Source organism: Streptomyces sp. NPDC030814, from assembly GCF_055572155.1.
The window spans coordinates 1-15,944 of the sequence record NZ_JBVIDX010000035.1 but is presented as its reverse complement, the minus strand read 5'-3'; the positions used below and the strand labels follow the sequence as shown (position 1 = coordinate 15,944).

The following is a 15,944-nucleotide window of genomic DNA, read 5'->3' as shown; positions in this document are numbered from 1 at the left end:
CGCACATCCACCGTCGTAGGACGACAAGGAGGCCCCCGTGGCCGCACCGGTACACCTTCCGACCCAGGCCCGCTCCAAACGTGTCTTCGAGCCCCACCGGCTCGTCGAACCCCATGTCTGCGTGTTCAGCGCGGAGGGACCCTGCGCCGAGGCGCCGCTGACCAGCGAGCCCCCGCTCCCGGACGCCGAGCCCCTCACGAGCGAGCCGCCCCTCGCGGACGCGGCACCCCTCACCAGCGAACCCACGTCCAGCGGCGCCGCATCGGGGGTCTAGATGCCACCACGCCCGGCCGACCCGGGAGAACCACCACTCTCCGACGCCCTCGCGGAGCCGTCGGAGACGACCCCGCTGGCGCGGCTCGCCGCGTCGTACGGGGTCGCCACCTCCTACCGCCCGTCCCCGGACCGTACGGTCGCCGCCTCGGACGGCGCGGTCGTCGCCGCCCTCGCGGCGCTGGACGTGGACGCGAGCACACCCCAGGCCGTCGACACGGCCCTCGCGGAACGCGAACGGCGGCTGGCCGCACGCCTGCTGCCGCCTACGTTGGTGCACTGGGGCGGCGGCGAGCCCCCCGCGGCCCTGGCCGCCCTCCCGGAGGGCACCCGGCTGCGCATCGAGACCGAACAGGGCGGGAACGTCGAGGCCGAACAGAGTGGCGTGCGGACCGCCGTCCAGGACCTGCCACCCGGTGTGCACACCCTGCGCGCCACCACCCCGGACGGCCGCACCGCCGTCGCCCATCTCGTCGTGGCCCCGCCGCGGCTCCCCGCCCCGCCCGGCCGCACCTACGGACTCCTCGTCCAGCTCTACTCCCTGCTCTCCCGGCGCAGCTGGGGCATGGGGGACCTCGGCGACCTCGCCGAGCTCACCGCCTGGGCCGGCCGCGCCCTCGGCGCCGGATTCGTCCAGGTCAACCCGCTGCACGCGGCCGTACCCGGCGCCCCCACCGACCCCTCCCCGTACCGCCCCTCCTCCCGCCGCTACCCCGACCCGGTCCATCTGCGCGTCGAGGACATCCCGGAGTACCCGTACGCGCTCGCCGCGGACGACGACGACCTCGTCCGCACGCTGCCGGAGCGGGCCGCACGGCTGCGGGAGTCCGTGCTCGACAAGGGCGAGCTGATCGACCGCGACGCCGTGTGGGAGCTCAAACGGGAGGCGCTGGAGCGGGTGCGAGCCGTCCCGCTCGGCCCCGGGCGGCTGGCCGCCTACTGGGACTTCCTCGCCGAGGAGGGCGACGCACTGGAGGACCACGCCACCTGGTGCGCGCTCGCCGAGGTGTACGGCCCCGACTGGCACCGGTGGCCCCCGGGCCTGCGCGACCCGCGCTCCGCCGAGACCGCCCGTGCCCGCGCCGAGCTGATGGACCGCGTCGACTTCCACACCCGGCTCGCCTGGCTCACCGATGCGCAGCTCGGCACTGCGCAGCGCTCCGCACGCGACGCCGGCATGCCGATCGGCCTGGTGCACGACCTCGCGGTGGGCGTCCACCCCGGCGGGGCCGACGCCTGGGCCCTGCAGCGGTACGTCGCGGCCGGCATGTCCATCGGCGCGCCCCCCGACGCGTTCAACTCCCGCGGCCAGGACTGGGGCCTGCCCCCCTGGCGCCCCGACCGCCTCGCCGAGTCCGGCTACGCCCCCTACCGCCGCCTCCTGCGCGCCCTCCTGCGCCACGCGGGCGCCCTGCGCATCGACCACGTCATGGGCCTGTTCCGCCTGTGGTGGGTCCCGCAGGGCCGGCCGCCGACGGAAGGCACCTACGTCCGCTACGACGCCGACGCGATGCTCGCGATCCTGGTGCTGGAGGCGGCGCGCGCGGGTGCGCTGGTGATCGGCGAGGACCTCGGCACCGTCGAGCCGGGCGTACGGGAGACGCTCGACGAGCGGGGCGTGCTGGGCACGTCGGTGCTGTGGTTCGAGCGGGACTGGGAAGGCAGCGGGCGCCCGCTCCCGCCCGAGCGCTGGCGGGCGAACTGCCTGGCGACCGCCACCACCCACGACCTGCCGCCGACCGCGTCCCGGCTCACCGGCGACCACGTCGACCTCCGCCACCGGCTCGGCCTGCTGACCCGCCCCCTGGCCGAGGAGCGGGCCGAGGCCGCCGCCGAAGCGAGCGAGTGGCTGGCGGTCCTGAGGAGGCTGGGCCTGCTCAACGGGGCGAGCGGCGGCCTGTCCGCGGTCTCCGAGGAGGCCGAGATCCAGGCCCTCCACCGGTTCCTGCTGCGGACCCCGGCCCGGATGATCGGCCTCTGGCTCCCCGACGCGATCGGGGACCGGCGGCCGCAGAACCTGCCCGGTACGTGGGATCAGTATCCGAACTGGCGCCTGCCGATCGCTGACGCGGGGGGCCGGCCGGTGACCCTGGAGGACCTGGCGGCGTCGCCTCGGCTGCGGGCGCTGGTGGAGGTGCTGCGGGGCGCGTAGGGGAGTGCTGCGGGGCGCGTTGGGGAGTGCTTCGGGGCGCCCAGTAGCTCCGGGGTGGGGATGCTTTGGCGGATGCGGGTCCGTTGTGGTTTCTCGCGCAGTTCCCCGCGTCCCTGAACAGCAGGGCTGCGCCCCGTGCGTTTCCCCTGAAGGGCTGGCCGCAGGCCCGACCGTTCAGGGGGCGCGGGGAACTGCGCGACCAGCCACGAACCACCCGCACCGAACACGCGGCCCCACACCCGACCACACCCCCCGCCCGCGCACACGCCACCCGCGTTAGATACGTTGGCCCCGTGGACAAGAAGAACGCCCTGCGCGCCGGCGCCCTGGCCGCCGGTACGACGCTGATGATGCTGCTCATGTCGTCCCCCGCGCTCGCGCTGACGCCCGACGACGGAGACGACCCGGGTCCGGGCCTCAGTGTGATCGAGACGCTGGGCCTCTACGTCGTGGCGCCGATCGCGCTGTTCGCGGTGATCGCCGGCCTGGTGATGGTCCTGGACAGGTCGACGGACCGCGAGCCCAAGGCCAAGGCGAAGGCCTGACCGACCCCCACTGACGGCGTTCCGTCGAGGGCACCCTGCGCACACCCGTGCGCCCAGGGTGCCCTCGTCGTGTTCCCGGCCGTCTGCCGCCCGGGCGTCTGCCGCCCGACCCCGCGCCGCTCAGGGGTGCGGCGCCGGGTCGGGCGCCGTGAGATAGCGCTGCACCGTCGGTCCCAGCCACTCGACGATCTCCTCGCGGCTCAGGGCGACGGTCGGCGGGAACCGCAGGATGTAGCGGGTCAGCGCGAGCCCCAGCACCTGTGACGCGATGAGCGCCGCCCGGGTCGGGGCCTGCTCGGGGTCGGGGCACACCTGCCGGGCGAGCGGCAGCAACTGGTCCCGGAAGACGCCCTGCATCCGCTCGGCGCCGGCCTGGTGGGTGGCGCCCACCCGGAGCATCGCACTGAGCACCTCGTTCTCCTCCCAGAGGTCGAGGAAGTGGCCGACCAGCACGCGTCCCACGTCCCGCGGGTCCAGCGCGGCCGGGTCGGGCAGCCGCAGGTCGACGTCGAGCGCCGCGGCGTACAGGCCCTCCTTCGAGCCGTAGTACCGCATGACCATCGACGGGTCGATGTTCGCCGCCTTGGCGATCGCCCGGATGGTGGCCCGGTCGTACCCGTCGGCCGCGAACCTCTCCCGCGCGGCGACGAGGATCGCGCTCCGTGTGGCGTCGGAGCGGCGGTGGGGTCGGGCGGCGTGCCCGGATTCCGTTTCCGTCATGCCAACAACCGTAGGCCAACAGGCGTTGACAGTCCAATGGGGTCAACGTATGTTGGCAAACAAGCGTTGGCCTACAAGCGCTGACCTACAGGCGTTGGCCTACAAACGGTGGTCCATGAGTGCGGGCAGGAGGCCGATATGAACGGCAGCACCAGCGACATCCGGCACATCGACGACAGTGGTGAGGGCGCGGCCGAGGTCATCGTCGTGGGGGCCGGCCCCACCGGGCTGCTCCTCGCCGGTGATCTCGCCGCGGCCGGTGTCCCGGTCACGCTCGTCGAGAAGCGCCCCCGCGGCATCAGCAATCTCTCCCGTGCCTTCGCCGTGCACGCCCGCACGCTGGAGCAGCTCGACGCCCGAGGGCTCGCCCACGAACTGGAGGCCAAGGGCCAAGTGCTCGACCGGATGCTCCTCTTCGGGCGGCTCTCCGTGCGGCTCGACACCCTCCCCTCCCGCTTCAACCACCTGCTGGTGATCCCGCAGTACGAGGTGGAGGCGGTGCTGCTGCGGCGGGCGGTGGAGGCCGGGGTCCGCTTCCGGTACGAGACGGAGGTGACCGCGATCGAGCAGGATGCGGGCGCCGACGCGGTCACCGTGCAGGTGCGCGCCCCGGGGGCGGGCGGAGGCGACGTCGAGCGGCTGACCGCCGCCTATGTGGTCGGCGCGGACGGTCACCGCAGTGCCGTGCGGGAGGCGATCGGGCTCCCGTTCCCCGGGAGGCCCGTCATCCGTTCCGTGGTCCTCGCGGACGTGCGGCTCGACGACCCCCCGGAGCAGGTGCTGACCGCCAACGCCGCCGGTGACGCCTTCGCCTTCATCGCACCCTTCGGTGACGGCTACCACCGGGTCATCGGCTGGCACCGGGGCCGCGACGTCCCCGACACCGAGCCGCTCGATCTCGAGGAGGTCAGGGAGATCACCCGGCTCGCCCTCGGGCGGGACCACGGCATGCGGGACGCCCGCTGGATGTCCCGTTTCCACAGCGACGAGCGCCAGGCGCCGGCCTATCGCGTCGGCCGGGTCTTCCTCGCCGGCGACGCCGCCCACGTCCACACGCCGGCCGGGGGGCAGGGCATGAACACCGGCCTCCAGGACGCCGCGAATCTCGGCTGGAAGCTCGTCGCCGTCCTGTCCGGCCACGCGGACCCCGCTCTCCTGGACACCTACCAGGCCGAACGCCACCCCGTCGGCAGGGCGGTGCTGCGCAGCAGCGGCGGCATCGTCCGGCTCGCCATGGCCCGGCGTCCCTGGACGCTGGCGTTCCGGGCCGCCCTCACCACGGTCCTCAACCGCGTGGGGCCCGCCCGCGCCCGCATGATCGGCCAGATCTCCGGCATCGGATACGCCTACCCCGCCCCGCGGGGCGCCCACCGCCTCGTGGGGACCCGTGTCCCCGACGTCGCCCTCTCCGTCGGCCGACTCCACGAGGCGTTGCGCGGCGGCCGCTTCGTCCTCGTCACCCCGCGGACCGCCCCGCTGGGCGACCCGCTCGCGCTCGGCTCCGGGTCCCGTGAGGGCCGCCTGGCCGTGGCGGCCTGGGCGGGCGACCGCCGGACGACCGTCCTCGTGCGGCCCGACGGTTATGTGGCCTGGGCGGCGGACGACGCCGACGGCGGCGCGGTCGAGGCGGCGCTGACGACATGGCTGGGGGTCAAGTCGTAGGGCGTCACGAGCCCGTCCCCAGCACGAGCGTACGCAGCAGGCCGGCCAGTTGGCCGGCCTGTTCCTCGTCCAGGTGGGAGAGCGCCTCCGTCTGGACGGCGAGCCCCGCGGCCACCGCCTCGTCGATCAGCCGCAGACCCTCGTCCGTGAGGGTGACCTGGAGGGCGCGGCGGTCGTGCGGGTCGGGTGAACGGCGCAGCAGGCCCGCCCGTTCGAGTTTGTCGAGGCGGCCGGTCATACCGCCGGTGGTGAGCATGAGGGCCCCCGAGAGCTGACGGGGCGAGAGGGTGTAGGGCTCGCCGGACCGGCGCAGGGTCGCGAGGACATCGAACTCACCGCGCGAGACCCCGAACCGCGCGTACGCCTTCTCCATGCGGTCGCCGAGGGTGCGGGACAGCCGGTAGACGCGCCCGAAGACCTCCATCGCGGTGGTGTCGAGGTCGGGGCGGACGGCCGCCCACTGCTCGATGATCGCGTCGACCGGGTCGCGCGGGGGTGTGTCGGGCTCGGGGCGCACTGTCATGGGTCGAGTATCGGACGCGCGTCGGTCGGTCGCAAGAAAGTAGCTTGACGGAAAGTTGCTTAGCGCTAAGCTAATAGCAAGCAAGATAACGCCGACCGCCGCCGCTGGCGTCCGCGTCACCTCGACCCTCCCCACCCAGCCGAGCGCGAAGGGCGCGTCCCATGACCGCGAACCGTCTCCCCCTCATAGCCCTGACCGCCCTCGCGCCCATCTCCTGGGGCACGACCTACGCCGTCACCACCGAGTTCCTGCCGGCCGACCGGCCCCTGTTCACCGGGCTGATGCGGGCACTGCCCGCCGGGCTGCTGCTCCTGGCGCTCTCCCGGACGCTGCCGCGCGGCGCCTGGTGGGGGAAGGCGGCGGTGCTCGGCGCGCTGAACATCGGCGCCTTCTTCCCGCTGCTGTTCCTCTCGGCGTACCGGCTGCCGGGCGGAATGGCGGCGGTGGTCGGGTCGGTGGGGCCGCTGTTCGTCGCGGGGCTCGCGGCCCTGCTGCTGGGCGAGCGGCCCACCGTACGGACCCTGCTCACCGGAATCGCCGCGGCGCTCGGCGTCAGTCTGGTCGTGCTGAAGGCGTCCGGCGCGCTCGACCCGGTCGGTCTGCTCGCGGCGCTCGGCTCGACCGCCTCCATGTCCTCCGGGGTGGTCCTCACCAAGCGGTGGGGCCGTCCCGAAGGGGTGGGGCCACTCGCCCTCACCGGCTGGCAGCTGACCGCCGGGGGCCTGCTCATCGCGCCGATCGCCCTCCTCGTCGAGGGCGCGCCGCCCGCGCTGGACGGCCGGGCGATCGGCGGCTACCTCTACCTCGCCCTCGCCAACACCGCCGTCTCCTACTGGCTCTGGTTCCGCGGCATCGGCCGCCTCTCCGCCACCCAGGTCACCTTCCTCGGCCCCCTCTCCCCGCTGACCGCCGCCGTCATCGGCTGGGCCGCACTCGGCCAGGCCCTCACCCCCCTCCAGCTCCTCGGCATGGCGATCGCCTTCGCCGCGACCGTGTTCGGCCAGCTCCAGCCGCGTACGGCCCGGCGACCGGGGAAGACCGAGGAGCCCGGCGACCGTCCGGCCCCGCTGGTACGCGACACCACCCGAACGGCCTGAGGCGGGACCGGCGCACGACAGGGGCGCCCGGTGGAGACCACCGGGCGCCCCTGCTTCTCGTACGGCGGGCCGCTCGTCGCGCGGTCGGGGAGCCCGAGCCGGACCGGGTTACTCCGCCGAGGTCGCCGCCGCGTCCGCGGCCTGGGCCTTCAGGGCGCGCTCGACGCCCGAGCGGGACTCGGAGACCAGACGGCGCAGGGCCGCGTTGGGCTCGGCCGAGGAGAGCCAGGCGTCCGTCTTGCGGAGTGTCTCGTCCGAGACCTGGATCGTCGGGTAGAGGCCGATGGCGACCTGCTGGGCGATCTCGTGGGAGCGGGACTCCCAGATGTCCTTGACGACCTCGAAGTACTTGTCCGTGTACGGGGCGAGCAGCTCGCGCTGGTCCGTCTGGACGAAGCCGCCGATGACCGCCTCCTGGACGGCGTTCGGAAGCTTGTCCGACTCGATGACCTGGGACCAGGCCTCGGCCTTGGCCTCCGGGGTCGGGCGGGACGCACGGGCGGTGGCGGCGTGGCGTTCACCGGCAGCGGTCCTGTCGCGCTCGTACTCGCCGGCGATCTCCGCCTCGTCGTAGCGGCCCACCGCCGCGAGCCGCTGGACGAACGACCAGCGCAGCTCCGTGTCGACGGCCAGCCCCTCGATCGTCTGCGTCCCCTCCAGCAGCGCCTCCAGCAGGTCCAGCTGCTCGGGGGTGCGGGCGGTGGCGGCGAACGCGCGGGCCCAGGCGAGCTGGTGGTCGGAGGCAGGCTCCGCGGCCCGCAGATGGGCGAGGGTCGCGTCCGTCCAGCGGGCCAGCAGCGCCTCACGGCCGGCCGGGTCCGCGTACAGGTCGATCGCCAGCTTCACCTGACGGTGCAGCGACTGGACGACACCGATGTCGGACTCCTTTCCGATGCCGGACAGGACCAGCGAGAGGTAGTCGCGGGCGGCGAGTTCGGCGTCGCGGGTCATGTCCCAGGCCGAGGCCCAGCACAGGGCACGGGGGAGGGAGGACGCGAAGTCGCCGAGGTGCTCGGTGACGAAGGCGAGGGACTGCTCGTCCAGGCGCACCTTGGCGTACGACAGGTCGTCGTCGTTGAGGAGGACGACCGCCGGGCGGCGTTTGCCCACCAGCTGTGGCACGGCGGTCAGTTCGCCGTCCACGTCCAGCTCGACGCGCTCGTCGCGGACCAGCTTGCCGCTCGCCTCGTCGAGTTCGTACAGGCCGACCGCGATGCGGTGCGGCCGCAGCGTCGGCTCGCCCTTCGCGCCGACGGGCAGCGCGGGGGCCTCCTGGCGGATCGCGAAGGAGGTGATGACACCGTCCGCGTCGGTCTCGACCTCCGGGCGGAGGATGTTGATGCCGGCCGTCTCAAGCCATTGCTTCGACCAGGTCTTCAGATCGCGGCCGGAGGTCTCCTCCAGGGCGCCGAGGAGGTCCGACAGGCGCGTGTTGCCGTAGGCGTGGCGCTTGAAGTACGCCTGCACGCCCCGGAAGAACTCGTCCTCGCCGACATACGCGACGAGCTGCTTCAGCACCGACGCGCCCTTGGCGTACGTGATGCCGTCGAAGTTGACGAGGACGTCGTCCAGGTCGCGGATCTCCGCCATGATCGGGTGCGTGGACGGCAGCTGGTCCTGCCGGTACGCCCAGGTCTTCATGGAGTTGGCGAAGGACGTCCAGGCCTGCGGCCAGCGCGACTCGGGGTGGGCCGCCTGGCAGGCGATCGACGTGTACGTGGCGAACGACTCGTTCAGCCACAGGTCGTTCCACCACTCCATCGTCACGAGGTCGCCGAACCACATGTGGGCCAGCTCGTGCAGGATGGTCTCGGCACGCATCTCGTACGCCGCGTCCGTCACCTTCGACCGGAACACGTACTGGTCGCGGATGGTGACCGCGCCCGCGTTCTCCATCGCGCCCGCGTTGAACTCCGGTACGAACAGCTGGTCGTACTTCTTGAACGGGTACGCGTAGTCGAACCTCTCCTGGAACCACTCGAAGCCCTGCCGGGTCACGTCGAAGATGTGGTCGGAGTCGAGGTACTCGGCCAGCGACGGCCGGCAGTAGATGCCCAACGGCACGCTCTGCCCGTCCTTCTCGTACACGCTGTGCACCGAGTGGTACGGGCCGACGATCAGCGCCGTGATGTACGTGGAGATACGGGGCGTCGGCTCGAAGACCCAGACGTCGTCCTTGGGCTCCGGCGTCGGCGAGTTGGAGATGACGGTCCAGCCGGTCGGCGCCTTCACGGTGAACTGGAAGGTGGCCTTCAGGTCCGGCTGCTCGAAGCTCGCGAACACACGGCGGGCGTCCGGGACCTCGAACTGGGTGTACAGGTATGCCTGGTCGTCGACCGGGTCGACGAACCGGTGCAGACCCTCACCGGTGTTGGTGTAGGCGCAGTCCGCCACGACGCGCAGGACGTTGCGCCCCTCCAGCAGGCCGGGGAGCGTGATCCGGGAGTCCGCGAAGACCTCGGCCGGGTCGAGCGCGTCGCCGTTCAGGCTCACCTCGTGGACCGTCGGGGCCACCAGGTCGATGAAGGTTTCCGTGCCGCCCCGGGCGACGTCGAAGCGCACCGTGGTCACGGACCGGTAGGTGCCGCCCTCCTGCGCGCCGGTGAGGTCGAGTTCGATCTCGTACGAGTCAACGCTGAGCAGCTCCGCCCGCTGCTGAGCCTCTTCGCGGGTCAGGTTTGTGCCAGGCACGCGGTCATCTCCTCGTTATGTGTGGGTTGGGTCATCCTTCCACGGGCAGGGGTGTGCCACCAGGTGGTATAGGGGTAGGAAGGTGGGTAGCATCGAGGTCATGAAGATCAGTGTGAGCCTGCCCCAGGAGGACGTTGCCTTCGTCGACGAGTACGCCCGGCGAACGGCGGCCGATTCCCGGTCGGCCGTGATACACGCGGCCATCGGCCTGCTGCGGCAGACGCAGCTGGAGCAGGAGTACACCGAGGCTTTCGCCGAGTGGGACGGGAGCGGGGACCCTGCCCTGTGGGATCGGACGAGCGGGGACGGGACCACCGATGAAACGCGGTGACATCTACCTGGTGGAGCTGGAACCGGCGCGCGGGAGCGAGCCCCACCAGGTCAGGCCGGCGGTGATCGTGTCCAACAACGGCGCGAACGAGTCCGTCGAGCGGAACGACCGGGGCGTCGTCACCGTGGTGCCGCTGACCTCGAACACCTCTCGTGTCCTGAGCTTCCAGGTCCTCCTGAGCGCGGGTGAGAGCCGTCTCGCCAAGGACTCCAAGGCGCAGTGCGAGCAGGTCCGCGCTGTCGCACCGCGGCGTGTGTTGCAGCGGATCGGCTCGGTCCCGCGTCAGCGCATGGCCGAGATCGACGTGGCCCTGCGCCGGCATCTGGCGCTCTGAGCGAGGCAAAGGCGCCCACCGGCATCCGGCGGGCGCCTTTCCTCGTGCCGTCGCCGGTTACGCGCTCAGCTCCGCCGCCACCAGCTCGGCGATCTGGACCGCGTTCAGCGCGGCACCCTTGCGCAGGTTGTCGTTGGAGACGAACAGGGCGAGGCCGTTGTCGACGGTCTCGTCGGCGCGGATGCGGCCCACGTAGGAGGGGTCCTGGCCGGCGGCCTGGAGGGGGGTCGGGATGTCGGAGAGGGCGACACCCGGCGCGCCGGCCAGCAGCTCGGTCGCGCGCTCCACGGAGATCGGACGCGCGAAGCGGGCGTTGACCTGGAGGGAGTGCCCGGAGAACACCGGGACGCGGACGCAGGTGCCGGAGACCTTGAGGCCGGGGATCTCCAGGATCTTGCGCGACTCGTGGCGGAGCTTCTGCTCCTCGTCGGTCTCGTTCAGGCCGTCGTCGACGACGGAGCCCGCGAGCGGGACCACGTTGAAGGCGATGGGGCGCTGGTAGACCTGCGGCTCGGGGAAGTCGACCGCCGCGCCGTCGTGGGTCAGCTTGTCCGCGTCGGCGACGACCTTCTGGACCTGGCCGTGCAGCTCGGCGACGCCCGCGAGACCCGAGCCGGACACCGCCTGGTAGGTGGCGACGACCAGCGCCTCCAGGCCCGCTTCCTCGTGCAGCGGACGCAGGACCGGCATCGCGGCCATCGTCGTGCAGTTCGGGTTGGCGATGATGCCCTTGGGGCGGTCGGCGATGGCGTGCGGGTTCACCTCGGAGACCACCAGGGGCACCTCGGGGTCGCGGCGCCAGGCGGAGGAGTTGTCGATGACGACGGCGCCCTGGGAGGCCACCTTCTCGGCCAGCGCGCGGGAGGTCGCGCCACCGGCGGAGAAGAGGACGATGTCGAGGCCGGAGTAGTCGGCGGTCGCCGCGTCCTCGACGGTCACCCCGTCGATGACCGAACCGGCCGAGCGGGCGGAGGCGAACAGACGCAGCTCGTCCGTCGGGAAGTTCCGCTCCTTGAGGATCCTGCGCATGACCGTGCCGACCTGACCGGTGGCTCCGACGATTCCGACCCTCACGGTGACTCCTTTTACGTGGCTTGTCTGTGTCTGCTGCATGGCCGAGGCGTTTCCATCATGCGGTGACTCCCGGTCCGCCTGTCCAATCCTTTGACCGCGCCGCTCGGAAAGTGGGACACGGGGGACGGCGACACCGCGTCCGGTTCTTTGGCCGCCACCCCGTCTGAGCTGGAGATATTCGCCCGGTGGGGGCTCGGCGCCGCAAGCTGTGCTGCCTTCCCCCTGCCCACCGGCCCCGCGCGCACGCGAAGGTGTGACGTACGCCTCTGCGATGCTGCGGGAAAGCCGTGGACATGATCGAACGTTTCGGCCCGCCCCGGCGTCGTAGGGGAAACGCGGGAGGGGAGGGGTGGCTGTGCTGCGCAGAAAGGCGCGCCGCGTCCAGGAGGTGGACGATCCGCTGCGGGTGGCCGGCGGCCGGCCGGCCACGGGCGGCACCGGCGGCGGGGGTGATCCGCTGGCCGCCGTGACGGGCCCGGCGGCGGAGGTCGCGGGGGTCGATCCGCTGGACGCGGCCCAGGAGCGGCGGGTGCGGGCGGTGCTCGCGCTCGGCGGTGTGCCGCAGTCGGACCTGCCGGACGGGGTGCAGCAGGTCCGGCTGCGGCTGCTGGAGCGGGCCGCGAGCGGCCGTGAGGCACCGCGGGACGTGTCCGCTTGGGCGGCGGTGGTCGCCTCCAACCTGGCGATGGACTGGCACCGTGCCAAGCGTCGCCAGGAGCGCCTCGGCGAGCGCCTGGCCTCGCTGCGCCAGCTGGAGCACCCCTCCGGCGAGGACTCCAGCGTGCTCTCGCTCGCCGTCACCCGCGGCCTGGACGAGCTGCCCGACGCCCAGCGTCAGGTCCTCGTCCTCCGTTTCTACGCCGACCTGCCGGTACGGGACATCGCCGACGAGCTCGGCATCCCCGAGGGCACGGTCAAGAGCAGGCTCCACTCAGCGGTCCGCGCCCTGCGCGCCCGCCTGCACGAGGACGAGGTGGTGTGACATGGCCGCCCGGGACAACAACCGGCACGACACCGAACCCGACGACGTCATGTTCGAGGATCTCGCGGTCGAGGATCTCGCGGTCGAGGGCGTATCGGTCGAGGGCGTATCGGTCGAGGGCGTCTCGGTCGAGGGCGTCTCGGTCGACGGCGTCGATGCCGAGGGAGCCGTGTTCGAGGGCGCCGAGTACGGCGGTATGGACGCCTTGATGGCCGCGCTCCTCGACGAGCCGCTGCCGAAGGATGCGCTCGCGGACGGCGAGTTCATGGCCGCCCGGCGGGCGGCGGCGGCCGATGTGGTGCTGCTGAGGGAGCAGCTGGGGCTGATCGGCGACGCCCTGGCCGGGGCCGACGCCGGTGCGGGCGCCAGGGAGGCGGAAGCCGGCGCGCCGCCGGGGCGACGCGTGGCCGCGCGGCCGGGCGACGAGGCCGGCGCCGAGACGGTCACCGGGCGGCAGCCCGTGCCCGAGACGGCCTCCGTCGCGCCGGTGAGGCCCCTGCCGACGCGGTCGGTGCGCCCCCGGCGGCAGCGCCGGGCCCTGTCCGTCGCCTTCGGTGCCCTCGCCGCCGCGGCCGTCGTCACCGCCGTCGTGGGCCTGGGCGCCGTCGTCGTCCGGTCGACCGCCGGGAACTCGTCGGACGCCTCCAGCAGCGCCGACGGCCCGAAGAGCGGCAGCCTGCAGGACGAGAGTCGGAGCGGGGGCAACGGGGACAGCGACGGCAAGCTCAGCCAGGAGGGCTACGTCGCCTGCGCCCGCCTCATCGTCGAGGGCACCGTCGTCTCCGCCGAGCCCGTCCCCGGCACCGAGCGGGACCGCGTCACCCTCCGCGTCGACCGCTACTACAAGCCGGACAAGGGTGAGAAGGAGATCGTCTTCCCCATGTACCAGGACGCCGACCCCAGGCTGGCGACAGGCGATCACGTCCTCATCGGCATCCCGCGCGACGGCGCCGAACCGGACCGGTGGATCAAGGGTCCGACCGACATCGCGCGGGAGCGGGCCCGGATCGAGGACGCGCTGTCGGGGTCGGAGGGCATGACCTGTGAGTGAGGGCGCCCCGGGTGGCTGGGCGCGTCATCGCGCCACAGCCCCCGGGGGGCCGGGACCGGCCGGCCCGAGCCCCCGACCCTCGGCGGGAGCGCACGTACGCATACGGCCCGCCGGGTGACCGGCGGGCCGTATTCCGGCGGGCCTGAGCGGCGGCGGCACCGCCGGGCACCCCGGATCGGATCCTGGTGATCCCAGGGTGCCTTCCGGCCTGGGGTACGACGAGGGGACCGGCGTACCGGTTACTCCTTGTCGTCCCAGGTCCAGGTCTCCTTGTGGCCGGGGACGACGACCCCGGGCTGCACGCCGCCGCCCTTGGCCGACTTGGCGGGCACGACGACCTCCGTCACGGCGTCGTCCGCAGCCAGCCGCGTGCCCGCCTGGGTGCCGACGGCGGTGCCGAGGACGAGGGCCGCCGCGGCGGAAGCCAGACCGAGGAGGGTGAGGACGCCGATGCGCCCAGAGCGCGTCGAGGAATGCACAACCGTTCCTCTTTCGTGAGGGGTTACAGGTGAGGGCCCTGTGAAGGGCCACGACCGATCATGGTTGATCACCGTCCGAAACGCAGGTGCTCACCATGGCCGCTTGCGGCCATGGCAGGACAGGGCCACCACGCCCGCGATTAGCGCCCTGAGCATGCGTCCCCCGTGCCGGCACTAGAGCCAGCCCCGCCGTACCGCCTCCGCGCCCGCCTCGAACCGGCTCTGCGCGTCCAACCGCTTCATCAGGTCGGACATCAGCCGTCTGATCGTACGCACCGAGAGCCCCAGCTTGCGGGCGATCCCCTGGTCGGTCATCCCCTCGGACAGCAGCTTCAGCAGGACCCGGTCGCGTTCGCTCGCCCCGTCCCCCACCGCCGTCGGGGCCTCCGCGCCCAGCGGCACGCCCTGGGCCCAGACCAGCTCGAAGAGTTCCGCCAAGGCCCGTACGACCCCGTGGTAGCGGACGACGAGCGCCCCCTGGCGGCTGTCCTCGGAGTTCACCGGCACGACCGCGACCTCGCGATCGCAGATGATCATCCGCATCGGAAGGGCGGGCACGGTCCGCACCTGTCCGCCCATGGAGGTGAGCCAGGCCGCGTAGTCGGAGGTGGGCTGGTCGTTGCGGACGCTGTCGAGGTAGACGGACCGCATCCGAACGCCCCGGTCGAAGGACTCCTGGTCCAGGGGGCGGGCCGACTCCAGCCCGGCCGCGCTCACGGCGCCGCCGGGGGTGAAGGTGCAGACCTCGTGCACCGCGTCCCGCGACAGCTGCTCCAGCCGGGTACGGACCGCGTCCACACCGACCAGATGCTCGGCGCCCCCGGTGTGCCGCAGCCCCAACGCCGCGTATTCCTTGGCGAATTCGGCGACCACTGCCTGATGCCGGGACAGATGGGCGCGCTGGGCGTCGAGTTCGAACTCGCGGCGGCGCAGCGCCGGCCCGAGGATCGTCTCGGGGTTCATCGGCAGGAACGTCGTGTCCGTGACCGGGCTCAGCAGGGACAGGTCCGAGAGCCGGTCCACGGCCGCCCGTACCTCGTCCTCGGTGAGACCGGTGTGCTGTTGGACGTCATGGAGGGTCCAGGCCGGGTTGGTCAGCAGACTCCGGTAGACGCGGACGGCCTCGGTGTCCGCTTCCAGGAATTCGTCCAGCACAGTCGGCCCTTTCGCCTCCCCACCCCCTCAATCCCCCGAAGCGGAATCCTAGTTCGATCTGTGACCGTTTCGCGGTGGATCCGGAGTCTTGTGGCGAAGGCTACAGGGCAGGCACGACGGTGCCATGGCGCATTGCGGCCACCCTTCGCCTCTGGTGTTCGGCCGGGGCCCGGCAGAAGATCGAGGGGCGCAACGCACCGATGTGCGGCGGCCCGTCCAACGGGGGGACGGGCCGTCGCGCCGAACGCCCCGGCGGGTGGGGGCGGGTGCCACGTGGGGAGCACCCGCCCTCTCCCCCGTTCGTTCAGTAACGTCTCCTCATGCGCGAGGAGTTGAGGGTGGCGGCCTACGCCGTCTGCGTACGGGACGGACAGCTGCTGCTGGCCCGCTGGGTCGCCCGTGACGGCACCAAACACTGGACCCTCCCAGGCGGGGGCATGGACCACGGCGAGGACCCCTACGACACCGTCATCCGCGAGGCCGCCGAGGAGACCGGCTACACCGTCGAGCCGACCGCGCTCCTCGGCGTCGACTCCATCAAACGGGACTATCCCCGCCGTCTGGGCAGCCGCGCCGACTTCCACGGCCTCCGTATCGTCTACGAGGGCCGGGTGACGGGCGGCACCCTCCGCCACGAGACCAACGGCTCGACGGACATGGCCGCGTGGCACCCCTTGGAGGAGGTCCCGAGCCTGGAGAGGGTCGGACTGGTGGACGTGGGCCTGACCCTGTGGCGGGAACGCCCGCCGAACGGCCACCTGGAACAGCCGGTCGCCCCTTAGAAGTCCTAACGAAATGATCTCCGAGGTGGTTGGATCACTCCGGGACCGATGATCCGGGGGTGCGAGGTGGCGCGGCCGAAGCCGTGGGAAGTC

16 protein-coding genes are annotated in these 15,944 nt (G+C 72.5%); 10 read left to right on the top strand and 6 right to left on the bottom strand.

Annotated elements, in window-relative coordinates:
* The first annotated feature begins 37 nt into the window (after positions 1-37).
* From ACZ43N_RS39350 to ACZ43N_RS39340, 3 genes are all read left to right on the top strand, one after another.
* Positions 38-274, top strand: coding sequence for a hypothetical protein (locus ACZ43N_RS39350; RefSeq protein ID WP_468104211.1), 237 nt, complete (start codon positions 38-40; stop codon positions 272-274).
* Positions 275-2,425, top strand: coding sequence for a 4-alpha-glucanotransferase (gene malQ, locus ACZ43N_RS39345; protein ID WP_468104210.1), 2,151 nt, complete (start codon positions 275-277; stop codon positions 2,423-2,425). It abuts the gene before it with no gap.
* Positions 2,426-2,718: 293 nt separating this feature from the next.
* Complete coding sequence (locus ACZ43N_RS39340; protein ID WP_468104208.1) at positions 2,719-2,970, top strand: hypothetical protein; 252 nt, start codon at positions 2,719-2,721, stop codon at positions 2,968-2,970.
* A gap of 120 nt (positions 2,971-3,090) precedes the next feature.
* Here ACZ43N_RS39340 and ACZ43N_RS39335 read toward each other — a convergent pair whose 3' ends face one another.
* On the bottom strand, positions 3,091-3,690 hold the full coding sequence (locus tag ACZ43N_RS39335; protein ID WP_468104207.1) for a TetR/AcrR family transcriptional regulator: 600 nt from the start codon (positions 3,688-3,690) through the stop codon (positions 3,091-3,093).
* Positions 3,691-3,828: 138 nt separating this feature from the next.
* Between ACZ43N_RS39335 and ACZ43N_RS39330 the strand changes: the two genes are divergently transcribed.
* Positions 3,829-5,352, top strand: coding sequence for an FAD-dependent monooxygenase (locus ACZ43N_RS39330; protein ID WP_468104205.1), 1,524 nt, complete (start codon positions 3,829-3,831; stop codon positions 5,350-5,352).
* Between the two features lie 4 nt (positions 5,353-5,356).
* Here ACZ43N_RS39330 and ACZ43N_RS39325 read toward each other — a convergent pair whose 3' ends face one another.
* A complete protein-coding gene (locus ACZ43N_RS39325) occupies positions 5,357-5,875 on the bottom strand; it encodes a MarR family winged helix-turn-helix transcriptional regulator (RefSeq protein ID WP_468104204.1) in 519 nt (172 codons plus the stop codon).
* 161 nt (positions 5,876-6,036) lie between these two features.
* Between ACZ43N_RS39325 and ACZ43N_RS39320 the strand changes: the two genes are divergently transcribed.
* A complete protein-coding gene (locus ACZ43N_RS39320; protein WP_468104202.1) occupies positions 6,037-6,972 on the top strand; it encodes an EamA family transporter in 936 nt (311 codons plus the stop codon).
* A 108-nt stretch (positions 6,973-7,080) separates the two neighbouring features.
* Here ACZ43N_RS39320 and pepN read toward each other — a convergent pair whose 3' ends face one another.
* The gene (gene pepN / locus ACZ43N_RS39315) at positions 7,081-9,663 is read right to left on the bottom strand and encodes an aminopeptidase N (RefSeq protein ID WP_468104201.1); all 2,583 of its coding nucleotides are present in this window, start codon (positions 9,661-9,663) and stop codon (positions 7,081-7,083) included.
* Positions 9,664-9,763: 100 nt separating this feature from the next.
* Here pepN and ACZ43N_RS39310 point away from each other — a divergent pair, with 100 nt between their 5' ends.
* Both ACZ43N_RS39310 and ACZ43N_RS39305 read left to right on the top strand, forming a co-directional pair.
* A complete protein-coding gene (locus ACZ43N_RS39310) occupies positions 9,764-9,994 on the top strand; it encodes a ribbon-helix-helix domain-containing protein (protein ID WP_468104200.1) in 231 nt (76 codons plus the stop codon).
* A complete protein-coding gene (locus ACZ43N_RS39305; RefSeq protein WP_468104198.1) occupies positions 9,981-10,328 on the top strand; it encodes a type II toxin-antitoxin system PemK/MazF family toxin in 348 nt (115 codons plus the stop codon). Before ACZ43N_RS39310 ends, ACZ43N_RS39305 begins: the two co-directional genes overlap by 14 nt.
* A gap of 57 nt (positions 10,329-10,385) precedes the next feature.
* On the opposite strand, the gene ACZ43N_RS39300 is transcribed toward ACZ43N_RS39305, so the two are convergent.
* A complete protein-coding gene (locus ACZ43N_RS39300) occupies positions 10,386-11,402 on the bottom strand; it encodes an aspartate-semialdehyde dehydrogenase (protein ID WP_468104196.1) in 1,017 nt (338 codons plus the stop codon).
* Between the two features lie 457 nt (positions 11,403-11,859).
* Here ACZ43N_RS39300 and ACZ43N_RS39295 point away from each other — a divergent pair, with 457 nt between their 5' ends.
* Both ACZ43N_RS39295 and ACZ43N_RS39290 read left to right on the top strand, forming a co-directional pair.
* The gene (locus tag ACZ43N_RS39295) at positions 11,860-12,384 is read left to right on the top strand and encodes an RNA polymerase sigma factor (RefSeq protein WP_468104279.1); all 525 of its coding nucleotides are present in this window, start codon (positions 11,860-11,862) and stop codon (positions 12,382-12,384) included.
* Position 12,385: 1 nt separating this feature from the next.
* Positions 12,386-13,435, top strand: a complete 1,050-nt coding sequence (locus tag ACZ43N_RS39290; protein WP_468104194.1) for a hypothetical protein — start codon at positions 12,386-12,388, stop codon at positions 13,433-13,435.
* Positions 13,436-13,674: 239 nt separating this feature from the next.
* On the opposite strand, the gene ACZ43N_RS39285 is transcribed toward ACZ43N_RS39290, so the two are convergent.
* Both ACZ43N_RS39285 and ACZ43N_RS39280 read right to left on the bottom strand, forming a co-directional pair.
* Complete coding sequence (locus ACZ43N_RS39285) at positions 13,675-13,914, bottom strand: hypothetical protein (RefSeq protein WP_468104192.1); 240 nt, start codon at positions 13,912-13,914, stop codon at positions 13,675-13,677.
* A 174-nt stretch (positions 13,915-14,088) separates the two neighbouring features.
* Positions 14,089-15,069 carry a LuxR C-terminal-related transcriptional regulator gene (locus tag ACZ43N_RS39280; RefSeq protein WP_468104191.1) on the bottom strand — a complete coding sequence of 327 codons (981 nt, stop codon included), beginning with the start codon at positions 15,067-15,069 and terminating at the stop codon, positions 14,089-14,091.
* A gap of 320 nt (positions 15,070-15,389) precedes the next feature.
* Between ACZ43N_RS39280 and ACZ43N_RS39275 the strand changes: the two genes are divergently transcribed.
* Positions 15,390-15,851, top strand: coding sequence for an NUDIX hydrolase (locus ACZ43N_RS39275; protein ID WP_468104190.1), 462 nt, complete (start codon positions 15,390-15,392; stop codon positions 15,849-15,851).
* Positions 15,852-15,944 lie beyond the last annotated feature (93 nt).